The following is a 15,325-nucleotide window of genomic DNA, read 5'->3' on the forward strand; positions in this document are numbered from 1 at the left end:
ATCGGCTATAATATGGGGTGGTATTGAATGAGAAAGTGGTGGTAAAGATGAAGTCTTGGGATGAACGTATTGTAGTCGTAACAGGGGCCTCTGGCGGACTAGGCCTCGAAATGGCAAGGCAAGTGGCAAAGAAGGGTGGCATGCCGGTTATGCTAGCCCGATCCTATGGGAAACTGTTAAAAGCCGCTTCAGATATTAAAAAGGAAACTGGCATTTCACCCTATGTATATGAGCTTGATGTAAGTGATGAAAGAGCGGTCAAAGAAACATTCCAAGCTATTTATCAAACGGTCGGTTCTGTGGATGTGCTCATTAACAATGCGGGATTCGGTAAATTCGACATGTTCGAGGATGCCAAAATGTCAGACGTAAAAGAGATGTTTGAAGTCAATGTGTTCGGACTTGTGGCATGTACACAGGCCGTTTTGCCTCATATGAAAGAGGTAGGTGAAGGGCACATTATCCACGTGGCCTCTCAAGCGGGGAAGATTGCGACCCCGAAATCAAGTGCCTATGCTGCAACTAAACACGCTGTATTAGCTTTTGCCAATAGTTTGCGAATGGAACTTGAAGGTACTCGCGTTCAAGTGAGTACAGTGAATCCCGGACCTGTCAAAACGGATTTCTTCTCTAGAGCAGATGAGTCTGGGGAGTATGAAAAAAATGTAGCTAAGTATATGCTTGAGGCGCACGTTGTTGCATCGAAAACATTACAATTGATTGACAAGCCGAAGCGAGAGCTCAATTTACCTGCATGGATGAATGTGGGAACCAGGTTATATCAAGTCTTCCCAAGCTTAATGGAAAAAGTTGCAGCTAGTCAGTTTCGAAAAAAATGATTAAAATCACCCAAAAGAAACAATCTTTTGGGTGATTTTTACTGTTGAAAACAGAACGTATATTCCCCTATAATAAACATACACTATAGCGAACGTTTGTTCTTATTATTAGGGAGGAATGAAAATGGATGTGGATGTAATGTCTTTGCCGAAACGGACTATTTTTTGCATTGATATGAAAAGCTTCTATGCAAGCTGTGCGGCTGTTGCTTTAGGGTACGATCCTCTTTCTACTCATTTAGCCGTGGTTGGTGATACGAATCGAAGTGGAAGTGTCGTTCTTGCAGCCACGCCACCACTAAAAGCGGATTTCGGTATCAAAACAGGGAACCGTCTTTTTGAAATTCCCGATCATCCCAAAATTCATATCGTGAATGCTTCCATGGCCACATACCTTCATATTTCCGTTCAGGTTACCGACCTTTTTCATCGCTATGTTCCAATGGAAGCCATCCATACATACAGCGTAGATGAAAGCTTCCTTGACGTAGGCGGTACATCCAGGCTTTGGGGGAGCGAATGGGAACTGGCAGAAGCGATTCGAAATGATTTGCACCGGCAATTTGGTCTCGCATGCGCGATTGGCATTGGAGATAATATGTTGTTGTCAAAGCTGTGCCTCGATTTGGAGGCAAAAAAAAGAGGTGTTGCCAAGTGGACTTATGAAGATGTAGAACAGAAGCTGTGGCCCGTTACACCTCTTCAAAAAATGTGGGGAATTGGTAGTCGGGTAGAGAAGAGGTTGCACAACATGGGGATTTTTACCGTGGGACAATTGGCAAACTATTCTCTTCATAAGCTTGAAAAGGCATTTGGCGTGATGGGGAACCAACTGTATTATCATGCAAATGGAGTAGACATGTCGGAGCTTGGAGCCCCAATTTTATCCGGTCAAGTCAGCTACGCGAAAGGGCAAATTTTGTTGAGGGACTACACCGATAAGACGGAGATTAAACGAGTCTTACTTGAGATGTGTGAAGAAGTAGCTGCAAGAGCAAGAAGAGAAAAACGGGTAGGTCAAACCATTAGCCTGGGTATGGGGTACAGCAAAGATGAAAAAGGAGGAGGATTTTATCGTCAACTGACAATTCCCGATCCGACTAACATTACGATGGAAGTATATGACGCATGTATCAAGCTTATGGACAGGTTTTATGACGGGAGTACGGTCCGGAAGCTGAATGTATCCATCTCAAACGTCTATTCCGATGATTCTGTTCAGCTTAATCTGTTTGAAACGGATCGACCAAAAAAAAGAGCGCTCGGCTATGCGATGGACGACATTCGTAAAAAGTACGGCCCTAATGCTCTTTTACGGGCCGTTTCTTACACAGAAGGAGGCACAGCCAGACACCGGAATACCCTTGTTGGCGGCCATAAGGCATAAAAGAAGGATGACACAACTCCTAAGTCATTCTTCTTTTATGCTATTTAATCTACCCTTCATTTTCAATGTGTAAAATTGAATCGAACCGTAGGGACCCGCTTGAAAGATAAAGATGGTTGCGGTCAAACCTGCGTACGACTCCGATGGTAGATTGTTTACGGTCCTCTTTTACATACGTGACCAACACAGCGAGGCCTTTTGCTTGGGCCGATTTAAGGGTGAGATTCCATTCCTCTAAGGTTTGGGGATCAAGAGTGGGTATCGTGTCTTTTTCATACTCCTCCTTCAACCTTTTCAGCTCTCTTACATGTTCGGGAAGCATCATGGAAGTCCACTTTATTACTCCGCGATCCTGAAACATAAACAATCCTCCTTTTTACGAACACTTGTTCTTATTTTAACGGAGAGGACAAGAGAAGACAAGAGGATAAAATTTGTCATTCTTTTTTTATAAAAAGGGAAGAAAATCAGAAGAAAAACGTGTATAGTAGGTGGTGAGAATTTTTAGTCTGTGATTAAATTCACAAATTAAGAGTTCGAAACCTAGGTAAAGAAAGAAGGGAAAGTCTCGATGATCGTACGAGATCTGGTAGCGTCCGCACAGATGATGGAAGCAGAAACGAAAGAAGGCATTTTTGTCGTTTACGAGCGTTATGAAAATAACGAATGTGAAGGGTATGGGAGAACGTTTACGCAAAAAGAATGTGAGCCGGAAGAGAGAGTGGAAGTGTTGGAAGAGAAACACGGTGGCTCATTAAAACAGCTGTTCACATATTCCGTTAAAGGGGATGTAGCACCTGTGTTGGACAAAATTCGCACAGAACACCCGGAACTATTCATAAAGAAAGAAGCTCTTGTAGGCTAAACATACACATAAAGCTGCAACCGGAAGTGAAAAATACGGTTGCAGCTTTTTTATGCTTTTTTATAGGTTTGATTGGAAGTGGGGATTTGGATAAAATTAGAAATAAGTGGCACGACAAAGAATAGATGGCTCAAAAAAATATTCGATCATGAACATAATAGCATTTCATTCAGGAAGCTTTTTATTATCAAGTGTATATAGGCTATAATGAGGAAAACGTTAAGAAAAAGGAGAGGATCTTCGGTGGTTAAAGTATTGTTTGTATGTCTTGGTAACATTTGCAGATCTCCGATGGCAGAAGCCATTTTCAAGGAAAAGTTAAAGGGGGATGGACTTGAAAATCAAATCGAAGTAGATTCAGCAGGGACAGGGGATTGGCACGAAGGAAACCCACCACACGAAGGAACACAAGGGATTTTGAAGGAAAAGAACATCTCGTCCGAGGGATTAAGGGCTCGTCAAGTGAAAGAAGAAGACTTAGAGATGTATGACTATATTATTGGAATGGATGCAGAAAACGTAGGGAACCTCACTCGGATGAAAGGATTAAAAAAATCGGGAGAAATTGCCCGACTCCTTGATTTTGTTGAAGATGGAAAAGAGGACGATGTGCCGGATCCGTACTTTACAGGGAATTTTGATTATGTATACGAGTTGGTGGATGAAGGTTGCGAAAGGTTACTTGCTCACATTCGTGAAAAAGAGGGATTGTAAATGTAACAAAGAAAGGCTCATGTAGGTTCAGGTCCAAAGACGGGTACCCGCTCATAGAAAACGGAATACCAAAATTACTAGCCATTCTTCTGTTGTTTAACTCTGATTTAAACAGGGAAAAGCGATTACATGAATTGGAAGAAGAATGGAGTGAGCAATGGATGAAAGAAATACAAAAATTTTGGCAAGCGCGAAATTGGATGAAAAGCAATGAAAGCTTTCTTACGACGTGGCATGCTCACGTAGGCTATAAATTGGATTTGTTCGACAGCTTCGCCGGAGGGGAAAAAGTACAGGAAGTAGCAGAAAAAGAAGAGTTAAACGGTCAATTGCTTCTTCGATGGGTTGAAGTTGGACTGGAAGTAGGCCACTTGAAAAAGACCCTTACAGGTAAAATAAAACCGAAGCAAAAAATGCTAAAGTACGTTTCGGCGAAAAGTAAAGACTCAGTAGGAATTTTACTTCGTGAAATGATGGAATTACACATACCAACTTTGATGCAGTATCCAGACCTTATGCAAAAAAACGAGCAAATTTCATACTTGGAGGACAAGTTTGCAAACGTAGTGGCAGAGACTTCAGCTTTATTAGAAAAAGCTTCTGTACCACCTATGATGAAGTGGGTCGGGAAGTACAAACCGAACCATATCGTTGACTTGGGTTGCGGGTATGGAGGGTATTTGAAAAAAATCAGAGAAACGAATGATTCCGTTACTCTTACAGGTGTTGAAATCAGTGAAGAAGTAGCAAAAGAAGCACAAGAAAAAGTAAAAGATGATGGAATTACAATTGTGCATGATGATTTAAGGAATTATATAGATAAAGGTGAAAAGGTTGACATGGTGATGCTTCATAACTTGCTGTATTATTATCACCCGGACGAAAGAGAAACGTTGTTTTTGGACGTGGCTAACCTTCTAAATGAAAAAGGAACGATTACAGTTATCTCTCCTTTAACAGAAGCGAAACATGGTCAAACATTCGCCGCTGCTTTTAACACGTTCATGTCAGCACATGAAAACCTGTATCCTTTACCTTCAGAAAAGGAAATTGAAGAGTATGCGAAAAAAGCAGGATTAAAAGTGAAAATGAGTAAACCGATCATAAAAGAAGGCGGATGGTATTTAATCGGTCTTGAAAAGAAATAATGGAAATGCTGAAGCAATCAAAATCGCTTCAGCGTTTTTTTTTGGTAATATACTACTTTCTTTCATGTGAATTACCTTTTAGGGTGACGCTCTTTTTTTTGCGCTCTACATCTTTTACGAACAAAATGTTGTTTAAAAAGTAATATGAGAAGCGAGCCTACACAGACACCTTTTTTACGTTGTGGGCACCCTCTTTCATTGTAGTGAATACGATGTGTTAGAGATTGTATAAAGTGACATGAAAGAGAGGGAGCGACATGTGTGGAATTACCGGATGGGTGGATTTCAAACGGCCGATCGAAAACGAAGAAAGCACACTCAAAAAGATGGCACAAACCTTGTCAAAACGAGGTCCTGATGCATCAGAAGTTTGGGCCAAAGGGCATGCAGGATTCGGTCATACAAGATTGATCGTTGTCGACCCGAAAGGCGGTCTCCAACCGATGAGCCGCACCAAAAATGACAATACGTACACCGTTTGTTATAACGGAGAGTTGTATAATACCGAAGATATTCGTTCGGACTTGCAAAAGAGAGGGTATACCTTTTTATCTCACTCGGATACGGAAGTCCTTTTAACCGCTTTTATCGAGTGGGGTGAACAGTGTGTAGAAAAGTTCAATGGCATTTTCGCTTTTGCCATTTGGGATGAAAAGAAAGAGCAATTGTTTTTGGGGAGAGACAGACTTGGTGTTAAGCCACTGTTTTACCTTGAGCATAAAACAGGAATCATGTTCGGTTCAGAACCTAAAGCCATTCTTGCTCACCCTGAAATTACAGCTGAAATAGATGAAGACGGCTTGCAGGAATTACTTGCCCTGTGTCCGTCACGGACGCCGGGGCATGGGGTTTACAAAGGTATGAAGGAATTAAGGCCTGCCCATTTTTTGAAAATCAGTCGAGAAGGTTTGCGTGTGAATCGTTATTGGCAAGTTAAAAGTGAAAAGCATATCCAAACAGCAGATGAAACAGCCGAACAAATCCGCTGGTTGTTGACGGATACGGTGGAAAGACAACTCGTGGCCGATGTGCCTGTATGCACCTTTTTGTCAGGCGGAGTTGATTCCAGCGCTCTTACAGCGTTGGCTGCAACCTACTTTAAAAAACAAGGAAGGGGCACGCTCAGTACCTATTCCATTGACTACGAGGAAAACGACAAATACTTTAAGGCAAGTAAGTTCCAGCCCAACCCAGATGCTCCTTGGATCAAGAAGATGTCTGAGTTCTTAGGCTCGAACCATCATGGATGTGTAATCAATAATGATGTCCTCTTTGATTACTTGGCACCGGCTACAGTCGCGAGGGACTTTCCCGGGATGGCAGATATCGACTCGTCACTACTTTGGTTTAGCGAACAAATCAAGAACGATGTAACCGTCGGACTTTCAGGAGAATGCGCTGATGAAATCTTCGGCGGATATCCATGGTTTCATGATGAAGAAACGATTAAAAGAGAAAGCTTTCCATGGATGAGGTCCGTACAAGAGCGTCAGGAGCTGTTGAGGCCAGAATGGAATCAAAGGCTCCACCTTAACGAGTATGTAGAAAAAAGATACACAGATACCGTAAAAGAAACGCCTTTACTTGACGCTGAGACAGAGTTGGAACAAAAGAGACGCGCCTTATTTTACTTGAATATGACGTGGTTTATGACAACCTTATTGGACAGAAAAGATCGGATGAGTATGGCAGCGAGTCTGGAAGTAAGGGTCCCATTTGCGGATCACAGACTAGTCGAGTATGTATGGAACATTCCTTGGGATATGAAAATGTACGGTGGGAGAGAGAAAGGGATCTTGCGAAAGGCATTGGAAGGCGTTCTTCCTCACGAGATTTTATACCGCAAGAAAAGTCCATATCCTAAAACCCACCACCCTGTTTATACAGAAAAAGTGACAACGGCTCTCCAACGTGTGATTGACGAAGGGGACTCCACGCTATTCGACCTTTTTGACAAGAAAAAAATTCAAGAACTTGTTACTACTAAAGGGTCGTCATTTAAAACACCTTATTTCGGTCAATTGATGAGTGGCCCTCAATTGATCGCTCATATTTGGCAGTTCCATCATTGGCTTACAACTGCAAAAGTGAAATTACGTTAACGCCTGTTTTTTGCAGGCGTTTTTTTGTTCGATGTAGAAGTAATTGGAAATGGTTATAAAAAGTGTATAAGGGTTAATCGTTGCTCTGTCCCGTATTTGGTGGTATACATAGTGTATAAGTTTTGTTTAACTATTTTCGACTGAGGGAAAAGGTTTTGCAGGATCATGTTAGGCGGGGGAGATAAAATGAATACTAAAAAAATTGCTATTATTGGTGCCGGTCCAGGTGGGTTGGCTGCAGCCATGATGCTTTCTTATAAAGGTTTTTCTGTAGATGTATACGAAAAGCAACCCTACATAGGGGGACGGACCTCCAGAGTAACAAAAGGAGATTACCAGTTTGATCTTGGACCAACATTTTTTAGTATGCCGCACATTCTGGAAGAGATATTTGAATTTTCCGGGAGAGATTTGCATGAGTATGTGGACCTAGTTGAACTTGATACGATGTATGAACTGAAGTTTGAAGAATTAAGCATCCGCGCAACGAGAAACAGAGAAGTTATGAAACAGCGAATTGAAGAACATTTTCCTGGTTACGGAGAACGATACGAACAATTTATGGTCGATACGAAAAAGAAAATGAATAAATTGATGCCTATGCTTCAAAACAAACACGGCAGTCTTCTCGATTATGTAAGGCTAAGAAGTTTAAAAGCGTTGCCGGAACTGGAGGCAGGTCGCTCTTTGTACGAAGTGTTAGGTCGTTACTTTGATGATGAGAGGTTGAAGCTTTCCTTTACATTTCAATCCAAGTATTTAGGCATGTCTCCATGGGAATGCCCCGGAGCGTTCAGCATCCTTTCATATATGGAACACGAATGGGGTGTCTTTCACCCGGTCGGGGGCTTGAACAAGCTTACGGAAGCAATGGCTACCGTGGTCAAAGAACATGGTGGACGTATTCATACAGGAAATGGCGTAAGGAAATTCATTTTGGATAAAAAGAAACTCACAGGGCTTGAACTGGAAGACGGACAAATTGTTCAGGCTGATGATGTGGTCATGAATGCTGATTTCGCAAGAGGGATGACGACCTTTCTTGATGAAGGCCAATTGAAAAGATATTCAAAGGAAGCACTTGAAAAGAAAAAATACTCCTGTTCTACATTTATGATCTATGCAGGCGTAAGCAAAAAAGTCGATCTTAATCACCATACGATTTTATTTTCAGAAGACTATAAACAAAATGTAGAAGAGATTACCCGAACAGGAAAGCTATCGGCAGATCCTTCCGTCTATGTGCATAATGCGTCAGTAACGGACCCCACTTTAGCACCTGATGGCAAATCTGCTCTTTATATTCTTGCTCCTGTTCCAAACAATTTTAGCGGAATCGATTGGAATAAAGAAAAAGAAAGATTTAAAGATTTAGTATGGGATTTAGTAGAAAAGAAAACCGGACAGTCGTTACGAGATGATGTAGAAGTAGAAGAAGTGCTAACACCATACGACTGGGAACATGATAAACAAGTGTACAAAGGTGCTACGTTCAACCTCGCTCACAACTTGGGACAAATGATGTACTTTAGACCTCACAACCAATTTGAAGAGATCGACAGGCTATGGCTTGTAGGAGGAGGTACCCACCCAGGAAGTGGCCTCCCGACAATCTTTGAATCAGCAAGAATTACGTCAAACGAAATCATAAATAAGTATGAGAGAGTAGGGGTGCAATCATGAAAACAGCCATTATTGGAGGGGGGATCGGTGGTCTCGTTACTGCCCTTTATCTTTCAAAAGACGGACATGATGTGACCATATACGAACAGCAGTCGGACGTTGGTGGACGTCTCTCATTTGTGGAACACGACGGATTTAAGATCGATGAGGGACCGACAATCGTTTTACTACCGGATATGATTCGTACCATCTTACAGGAAACAGGCATCAATCCAGATCGACTTGAAATGGAGCGGATTGATCCCCTTTATCCGATCCATTTTCCAGATGGGACAACCTTTGTTAAATGGAGTAATAGAGAAAACCAGTTAGAAGAAATCAAACGGGTTTTCCCAGGGGAAGAAGAATCGTTTCTTCGGTATATGGACGACATGAAAGACCGCTTTAATAAAGGGAGAGCGGCTTTTATGGACAGAGACTTTCGAGACCGTAAGTCGTTTTTTTCAAAAGCCAATATGAAAACATTACTCAAACTAAAAGCGTATCAGTCGGTTCGAACGCAAGCGAAGCACTATTTCACCGATACAAAGATGCAAGATGCATTTTCGTTACAGACACTATACATTGGTGGCGCTCCTGACGAAACACCGGCCATATATTCCCTTGTACCTTTCAGTGAGCATTACCATGGGATTTGGTATGTGCGAGGAGGATATGCGTCACTTGTAGAACTTGTGACAGAAGAGCTTGTAAAGCGAGGAGTAAAAATCAAGACGAATGCAACGGTTACAGAAATAGAGACGGATGGCAAAAAGGGCACGGTTCTTCATGTAAATGAGGAAAGGCATGCCTATGATTCGTTTATTGTAAACGGAGATTTCCCCGTATCTAGAAAGCTTGTCAGTGGAGAGAAAAAAGGGCGTTCCTTTTCCCCATCATCTGGCTGTCTGCTCCTTTATTTGGGGATTAAGGGGGAGCTTGATACAGACACTGTTCATCAATTTTATATGGGCGAAAGCCTGGATGAAAACATGAAGGAAATCTTTGAAAAGCGTGAATTACCAACGGATCCTTCATTCTATGTTTTTTCTCCGTCAAAAATGGATAAGTCTCTCGCTCCTAAAGGATACAGCAGTGCCTATGTACTGGTGCCCGTTCCGAGTGGGGATAGCTTATCTGAAAAGGAATATGAAGAGTATGCAGAAAAAATTATGGACTCTCTTGAACAACGAATGGATAAGGACATCCGAAAGAAGCTTGTTTGGAAAAAGATGAAGACGCCAATCGAAGCAAAGAAGGAAGGCTTGTTTGACGGAGGTTCGTTCGGTCTTGCTCCGTCCCTTTTCCAATCAGGAGTGTTTAGACCACAATTGCAGCCATTCCCTTATTCTAATATCTATGCGGTAGGTGCTTCTATCCACCCGGGCGGTGGCGTGCCGATCGTGATGCAAGGGGCAAAACTGCTAGCTCAAGCGATCCGTGAAAAAGAACAGGTATCAAGACCGCTAGAGTCATATTAAGAGATTATTCCGTTTAATCATGCTACTATTAATGTAGTATAGTAAAGCGTTATTGAGAAGGAGGAAGATCATGCTCTCGGTAAATGAAGCTTACGAACAATGCCATAATGTCATTAAATATCATTCCAAAACCTTTGCCAAAGCGTTTGGTCATTTGCCTTTGAAGAAGAGAAACGCCGTTTGGGCCGTCTATGCCTTTTGCAGAACAGCAGATGACATCGTCGATGAAGGGGATCATCCAACTCAAGAACTAGCCGTGTTCAAACGCCAACTGTATTCATTTGCTGAGGGGGAGCTTCCTGAGGAAAATTATTTGTGGATTGCTCTTCGACATACATTCGCTACCTTCGAGATGGACTTGCAGCCTTTTTACGATATGCTTGAAGGCCAATACATGGATTTGGTGAAAAAGAGGTATGAAACTTTGGATGATGTCAAGCATTATTCCTATCATGTAGCAAGTACGGTCGGCCTAATGCTGTTACCGATTTTAGCTCCTGAAAAGAAGGAACGTTTGAGAGAAGGAGCAATCTCCCTTGGAATTGCCATGCAAATTACGAACATTTTACGGGACGTGGGTGAAGACCTTGAAAGAGATCGCATTTACCTACCCGAATCGTTAATGACAAAGCTTGGTTACAACGAAAGAATGCTCACAGAAGGCATTGTAAATGAAGAATTTATTGAAGTGTGGGAGACAATGGCCAAGGAGGCCGAGCATTTTTACGAGAAAGGGCTTGCTTCATTAAAAGAATATCCTTTGGATTCTCGTATCCCTGTAAAAGCCGCAGCCTTGTTTTATCGTGAAATATTGACGTCGGTCCGAAATAATGGCTATGAAGTGTTTCATGAACGGGCTTTTGTTTCAGTGGAAGAAAAAAATAAGATCTTAAAAACAATGGTTAATGGATAATACGTAAAAAGGATGTTTGTTTTAGAAATAAAGGTGCTCCAACTAGGATGTCATATCCTTTTGGAGCACCTTTTTTTATTGTAGTTCTTTTCGTAATCGATCCGCTGCATTCATACCACTCAAAACGACCATCGGAGACCCGCCACCAGGATGTGTACTTCCCCCTGCGAAGAAGAGGTTCGAAATATCGGGGCTTTGATTGTATGGTCTTAAGAAAGTATCAGAGCGACGGTTCGAAGCAATTCCGTACAAGGACCCTTTATAGGCGTTAAAGGTATCTGCAATCTCTTTTGGGGTAACTGTTTTTTTATGAAGCAAGTGAGGCAAAATGGCAATCCCTTTTGCTTTTAAACGCTCAAAGATCAATTCCTCGTATTCAAAAGGATCAACAGATAACTGTTCACCCTCTTTTAACGGGGGGGCATTAACAAGGATAAACAAATTGTCTCCATCAGGGGAGACGCTTGGGTCGGTTTTGGAAGATGTACAAATGTAGATGGTGGGATCTTTTGAATATTCTTGTTTCGTAAAAATTGATTCGAATTCATCTTTATAGTTATCATTGAAAAACACTTGATGATGATGAAGATCGAAACGATGATTTACCGCAGCTAAGGTAACAAATGCTGAGACGGATGGTGAAAAGCGGTTCATCTTTCGATTAGACATTTTCGGCCGAACTTGTTCTTCCAGGAGGGCCGGAACCTGTGTGAGTAAGTCACCGTTCATGACAATTGCATCCACGTCAAAAGATTGATCATCTGATGTGATAACAGTTGTAGCTTGTTTGTTTTTTGTACGTATCTGTTTTATTCCGCAGTTCCTAAAGATCGATACTCCAAGTCTTTCGGCAGCTTTTGTCAACCCTTTGGCGATCTCCACGTTCCCTCCCTTTGTATAATACACCCCATCGGTAAGCTCTAAATGTCCAATTAAAGCAAACGTGGCAGGGGAGCGGTATGGGGAAGAACCAATATATGTGGCATATCTGTTAAAGGCTTGAACAATACGATCATCACGAAAATACTGACGGTGAAAAGCATCCAAGCTTTGTAGTGGTTTTACGCTCATGAGAGCTTTAGCAAGAGGAAGGGAAAGGTAATCTTTCCAAGACGAAAACGTACGCTTGAAAAAATGTGTTTCAGCAAGGGTATATAAACGAGCGACTTCTTCTTTATACTGCCGATATCCTATTGCACTATGAGGATCGATACTCGAGAGCTCTTCTTCCATTCGATCCTGGTTCGAAGAAAAGAAGAAAGAGGAACCGTCGTTAAAGACGTTTTTCGTATGTGTTTCAAGACGCTTAAACGAAAAGTATTCGTCAGGATTCTCTCCCGCATCCAATAATACTTGCTTGAATACGTGTGGCATTGTAATCGTATTCGGACCAAAGTCGAAGGAATGAGTTCCTAGTTGCACTTCGTGTAGTTTTCCGCCTGTATGAGCATTTTTTTCAAACAATAGAACGTGATAGCCGTGACTTTTCAAGCGAATAGCTGAAGCGAGTCCGCCTAGTCCACCACCTATAACCGCGATTGTTTTCATTTGTACACTCTTCCTTTCCAACTAAACCCTTTTTTGAACATACCTAAGTAAGTGGAGTACCATAATAAGCTAATCATGAGAATTGCTGAAAAGGGCATTAAAAATGATAGCCACCATTTCTGCCCTGTTGCCCAATCGACTGTACCTTTTTGAAGGACTCCTACTACATAAGGAAGCATGTATACAAGCGGCAATACACCACTTAGTGATAAAAGGAGTAAGCCAAGAGGTGCGACGTATAATAGGCTGTATGTGATGCTTAGAACGATTACGAGGGAAAGAGAACGCCCAAGGCCCGGAAACATGTTCTTTGCAAACCCTTCCCACACTTCCCTATTGGAGTGGTACATGTCACAAGAGACGAGGGACGTAATGTTTGATAGCTTCACTCGGTAGCCGGATTTTTTGACTTGTCTTGAAATATGAACGTCTTCTACCAAGGAATTCTTCACGGACTCGTGCCCCCCAATGCGATCATAAGAGGCTCTTCTAAACATCATGAACGCCCCGTGAGCAGCAGTGGCTGCCGTATAGGTGGTCTTGTTTGAAAGAAGTACAGGTAAATGAAAATGGACAACAAAGTGTTGAAGGGGAACTAGAAGATGACCTAACATACCATGAACGGGATTTTTAGGAAAGCCTGTGATGAGACCGGTATTTTGGTCAAACTCCTCTATCATGGCTTCAATTGTAGAAGGGGCTATGGTCACATCTGCATCCATGAACAAAGCAAACTCACCATCCCCGTGTTTGGATAATTGGTGGCATGCATGAACCTTTCCAACCCATTCTTTAGGTAACTCAATTCCTTGTAAAAGAGTGAAGCGAGAATCGGTACGGATGAATGTTTTCAATAAGGCGTGTGTGTTATCAGTAGAACCATCGTCTAACAAATAAATGGAAAGGTTCGGATACGTTAGTTTTTTTAGATTTTCAATCAATGACTCTACATGTCGCTCTTCGTTCCGAAGAGGAATGTAGAGGTTTACTGTTGGATAGGAGACATCCGATGAAAGGTTTTTTTGTGTGATTTTAGGAAGGCTAATCGTATTTATTATCGTGAGTATGAGACTGAATAATAGTAAAGTCAATAGTAAGTAAAGCATCCATCGCCCTCCCTGTTAACGCCGGGTGAATTTTTGTTTGACCCCGTACCAACGATCACCGATTGTCTTTTGTTCTTTTATTAGTGGGGTGAACCCCTTTGTGTTTTCAGTAACTACAGCGTCTTTCAAACTCTCAAGTTGGTTTATCATGGTTTGCTCGAGGGTCTGTGTAAGGACTGTTCGGTCAGTTGTCTCCATTAAAGAAATAGAAGGACCGATATGAATGTAAAATTCCGGGTACTGACCGTGGAGTAAGCCGTGATAAAACGTGATGGGAACAACATCGCAAGCTTCGGCTTTTTGTACAAGGTAGCTGGCTCCATGTTGAAAATGGAGGGGACGAATGTCCACGTGACGTTCTTCTCCTTGGGGAAAAAGGTACAGTGCTTTCCCTTCGTCAAGGAGTTTGGCAGCCTTTTTCAATGATCTTAGCACAGAGGTATAGGAAGAAGAGTTGATCGGGAAGGCTCCAAGTTTCTTAAAGAAAGGGAACTTCGTGAGCCCTTCTTCACTCATGAGGGCATATCCATCCTGCTTTAACACGTGTCGATTTAAGTGAAATAACACTAAACTGTCCCACCAAGAACTGTGGTTGATATAAAAGAGAACACCTCTTTTAGAAGAGGTGGGAGTCCAATCATTTTTTACTTGGACACTTTGAAAATGCTTGGTTAGTAATCTTTTATTATAGACGGAAAACAACGATTCAAATTGAGGCTTCTTTTCCATTGTGCACCGCTCCTGTGCGCTTTTTTCGTAAGAGAAAGTCGACCGTATATACAATTGCCAAACAACACGCTGAGACAATCCCAGCAAGAATCAATCCGTTTACAAGGGCCACAATCACAAACATCATTGTCATCAAAAAGTAAAGCCAGCGCATGTTTGTGTGCCAGTAGGAGTCAGAACTAGTAAGCCACTGGCCATTTTTCCTACCTAGAGCAAAAATAATGGTGTGTAAAACGAAAGAAAGGACAAACCATCCCAGGAAATTCGAGAAGGGAATATCATAATAAAGTCCTCCTTCAAGCCATACCCAGTACTCCTTGACTTCATATGCAACAGGATCAATGATCAAGTCTATACTTGTTGCTACTAACGCTCCGTATAAAGTGTAAACGAGAAAAGCAAATTTGCCGACAAACGCGCTTAAAAGCTTTGCGAAAACGTGTGATGTTCCAATAACCATAACCCAAGCGAACCCAATCGTAATTGGTACGCCAATGATTTTAGGGCCAAAATCCGTTTTATATACGTAATCTCCAAAAAACAATCCAGTAGCGACACCGATCGACTCGATCACCATGGACAAGACAAACACGGTTAAGATAAAGAAAAGCCCGAGCGTTTTTTTATATGTACGATAAAAAAACATCATAGCCAAAAGACCACTTGTGATTAAAAAGACAACATTTGCCCATTCTAACCATGGAGGTACCAAGTCGAAGCTTAACAAAACAACCCCACATCCATACCAAACGATAAAAAACCGAAATAAGTATTGATCAATACCCATGATGTAAACCTCCCAAAGCATATAGTTAATGGCCCAAACAATAC

The 15,325-nt window shown here is 41.9% G+C and carries 14 protein-coding genes; 9 read left to right on the plus strand and 5 right to left on the minus strand.

Annotated features, from left to right (window positions below):
* Positions 1–47: 47 nt before the first annotated feature.
* Positions 48–839 carry an SDR family NAD(P)-dependent oxidoreductase gene (locus G476_RS0106445; protein WP_026689370.1) on the plus strand — a complete coding sequence of 264 codons (792 nt, stop codon included), beginning with the start codon at positions 48–50 and terminating at the stop codon, positions 837–839.
* A 124-nt stretch (positions 840–963) separates the two neighbouring features.
* Positions 964–2,226 carry a Y-family DNA polymerase gene (locus G476_RS0106450; RefSeq protein WP_026689371.1) on the plus strand — a complete coding sequence of 421 codons (1,263 nt, stop codon included), beginning with the start codon at positions 964–966 and terminating at the stop codon, positions 2,224–2,226.
* A gap of 49 nt (positions 2,227–2,275) precedes the next feature.
* Here G476_RS0106450 and G476_RS0106455 read toward each other — a convergent pair whose 3' ends face one another.
* On the minus strand, positions 2,276–2,587 hold the full coding sequence (locus tag G476_RS0106455) for a YolD-like family protein (protein WP_026689372.1): 312 nt from the start codon (positions 2,585–2,587) through the stop codon (positions 2,276–2,278).
* A gap of 210 nt (positions 2,588–2,797) precedes the next feature.
* On the opposite strand from G476_RS0106455, the gene G476_RS0106460 reads away from it, so the two are divergent.
* The 7 genes from G476_RS0106460 to G476_RS0106490 all read left to right on the plus strand — a co-directional run bounded on the left by G476_RS0106460 (position 2,798) and on the right by G476_RS0106490 (position 11,111).
* The gene (locus G476_RS0106460; protein ID WP_026689373.1) at positions 2,798–3,091 is read left to right on the plus strand and encodes a hypothetical protein; all 294 of its coding nucleotides are present in this window, start codon (positions 2,798–2,800) and stop codon (positions 3,089–3,091) included.
* 243 nt (positions 3,092–3,334) lie between these two features.
* Positions 3,335–3,805 (plus strand): low molecular weight protein-tyrosine-phosphatase, encoded by a 471-nt coding sequence (locus G476_RS0106465; protein WP_026689374.1) that lies wholly within the window; start codon positions 3,335–3,337, stop codon positions 3,803–3,805.
* Positions 3,806–3,966: 161 nt separating this feature from the next.
* Positions 3,967–4,953, plus strand: a complete 987-nt coding sequence (locus G476_RS0106470; protein ID WP_026689375.1) for a class I SAM-dependent methyltransferase — start codon at positions 3,967–3,969, stop codon at positions 4,951–4,953.
* 257 nt (positions 4,954–5,210) lie between these two features.
* Complete coding sequence (gene asnB / locus G476_RS0106475) at positions 5,211–7,055, plus strand: asparagine synthase (glutamine-hydrolyzing) (RefSeq protein WP_026689376.1); 1,845 nt, start codon at positions 5,211–5,213, stop codon at positions 7,053–7,055.
* Positions 7,056–7,241: 186 nt separating this feature from the next.
* On the plus strand, positions 7,242–8,738 hold the full coding sequence (locus G476_RS0106480) for a phytoene desaturase family protein (RefSeq protein ID WP_026689377.1): 1,497 nt from the start codon (positions 7,242–7,244) through the stop codon (positions 8,736–8,738).
* The gene (locus tag G476_RS0106485; RefSeq protein WP_026689378.1) at positions 8,735–10,198 is read left to right on the plus strand and encodes a phytoene desaturase family protein; all 1,464 of its coding nucleotides are present in this window, start codon (positions 8,735–8,737) and stop codon (positions 10,196–10,198) included. Before G476_RS0106480 ends, G476_RS0106485 begins: the two co-directional genes overlap by 4 nt.
* Positions 10,199–10,268: 70 nt before the next feature.
* Positions 10,269–11,111 (plus strand): phytoene/squalene synthase family protein, encoded by an 843-nt coding sequence (locus G476_RS0106490; RefSeq protein WP_026689379.1) that lies wholly within the window; start codon positions 10,269–10,271, stop codon positions 11,109–11,111.
* Between the two features lie 75 nt (positions 11,112–11,186).
* Here G476_RS0106490 and G476_RS0106495 read toward each other — a convergent pair whose 3' ends face one another.
* Genes G476_RS0106495 through G476_RS0106510 form a run of 4 tightly spaced genes read right to left on the minus strand, consistent with a single transcriptional unit; the run spans position 11,187 to position 15,281 of the window.
* Complete coding sequence (locus G476_RS0106495) at positions 11,187–12,659, minus strand: phytoene desaturase family protein (protein WP_026689380.1); 1,473 nt, start codon at positions 12,657–12,659, stop codon at positions 11,187–11,189.
* Positions 12,656–13,765: a glycosyltransferase family 2 protein gene (locus G476_RS0106500; protein ID WP_026689381.1), complete on the minus strand. Its 1,110-nt coding sequence runs from the start codon at positions 13,763–13,765 to the stop codon at positions 12,656–12,658. The genes G476_RS0106495 and G476_RS0106500 overlap by 4 nt, the downstream gene beginning before the upstream one ends.
* Before the next feature lie 15 nt (positions 13,766–13,780).
* Positions 13,781–14,494, minus strand: coding sequence for a lysophospholipid acyltransferase family protein (locus G476_RS0106505; protein ID WP_026689382.1), 714 nt, complete (start codon positions 14,492–14,494; stop codon positions 13,781–13,783).
* The gene (locus G476_RS0106510) at positions 14,472–15,281 is read right to left on the minus strand and encodes a carotenoid biosynthesis protein (RefSeq protein WP_035186186.1); all 810 of its coding nucleotides are present in this window, start codon (positions 15,279–15,281) and stop codon (positions 14,472–14,474) included. The genes G476_RS0106505 and G476_RS0106510 overlap by 23 nt, the downstream gene beginning before the upstream one ends.
* Between the last annotated feature and the right edge of the window lie 44 nt (positions 15,282–15,325).

The sequence above is a fragment of the Alteribacter aurantiacus DSM 18675 genome, from assembly GCF_000429705.1.
In the GTDB taxonomy this organism is placed as follows: Bacteria; Bacillota; Bacilli; order Bacillales; family Salisediminibacteriaceae; genus Alteribacter; species Alteribacter aurantiacus.

Coding starts and splice junctions, on each gene's coding strand:
- G476_RS0106445 (WP_026689370.1), top strand. CDS start 48: ATGAAGTCTTGGGATGAACGTATTGTAGTCGTAACAGGGGCCTCTGGC.
- G476_RS0106450 (WP_026689371.1), top strand. CDS start 964: ATGGATGTGGATGTAATGTCTTTGCCGAAACGGACTATTTTTTGCATT.
- G476_RS0106455 (WP_026689372.1), bottom strand. CDS start 2,587: ATGTTTCAGGATCGCGGAGTAATAAAGTGGACTTCCATGATGCTTCCC.
- G476_RS0106460 (WP_026689373.1), top strand. CDS start 2,798: ATGATCGTACGAGATCTGGTAGCGTCCGCACAGATGATGGAAGCAGAA.
- G476_RS0106470 (WP_026689375.1), top strand. CDS start 3,967: ATGAAAGAAATACAAAAATTTTGGCAAGCGCGAAATTGGATGAAAAGC.
- asnB (WP_026689376.1), top strand. CDS start 5,211: ATGTGTGGAATTACCGGATGGGTGGATTTCAAACGGCCGATCGAAAAC.
- G476_RS0106480 (WP_026689377.1), top strand. CDS start 7,242: ATGAATACTAAAAAAATTGCTATTATTGGTGCCGGTCCAGGTGGGTTG.
- G476_RS0106485 (WP_026689378.1), top strand. CDS start 8,735: ATGAAAACAGCCATTATTGGAGGGGGGATCGGTGGTCTCGTTACTGCC.
- G476_RS0106490 (WP_026689379.1), top strand. CDS start 10,269: ATGCTCTCGGTAAATGAAGCTTACGAACAATGCCATAATGTCATTAAA.
- G476_RS0106495 (WP_026689380.1), bottom strand. CDS start 12,659: ATGAAAACAATCGCGGTTATAGGTGGTGGACTAGGCGGACTCGCTTCA.
- G476_RS0106500 (WP_026689381.1), bottom strand. CDS start 13,765: ATGCTTTACTTACTATTGACTTTACTATTATTCAGTCTCATACTCACG.
- G476_RS0106505 (WP_026689382.1), bottom strand. CDS start 14,494: ATGGAAAAGAAGCCTCAATTTGAATCGTTGTTTTCCGTCTATAATAAA.
- G476_RS0106510 (WP_035186186.1), bottom strand. CDS start 15,281: ATGGGTATTGATCAATACTTATTTCGGTTTTTTATCGTTTGGTATGGA.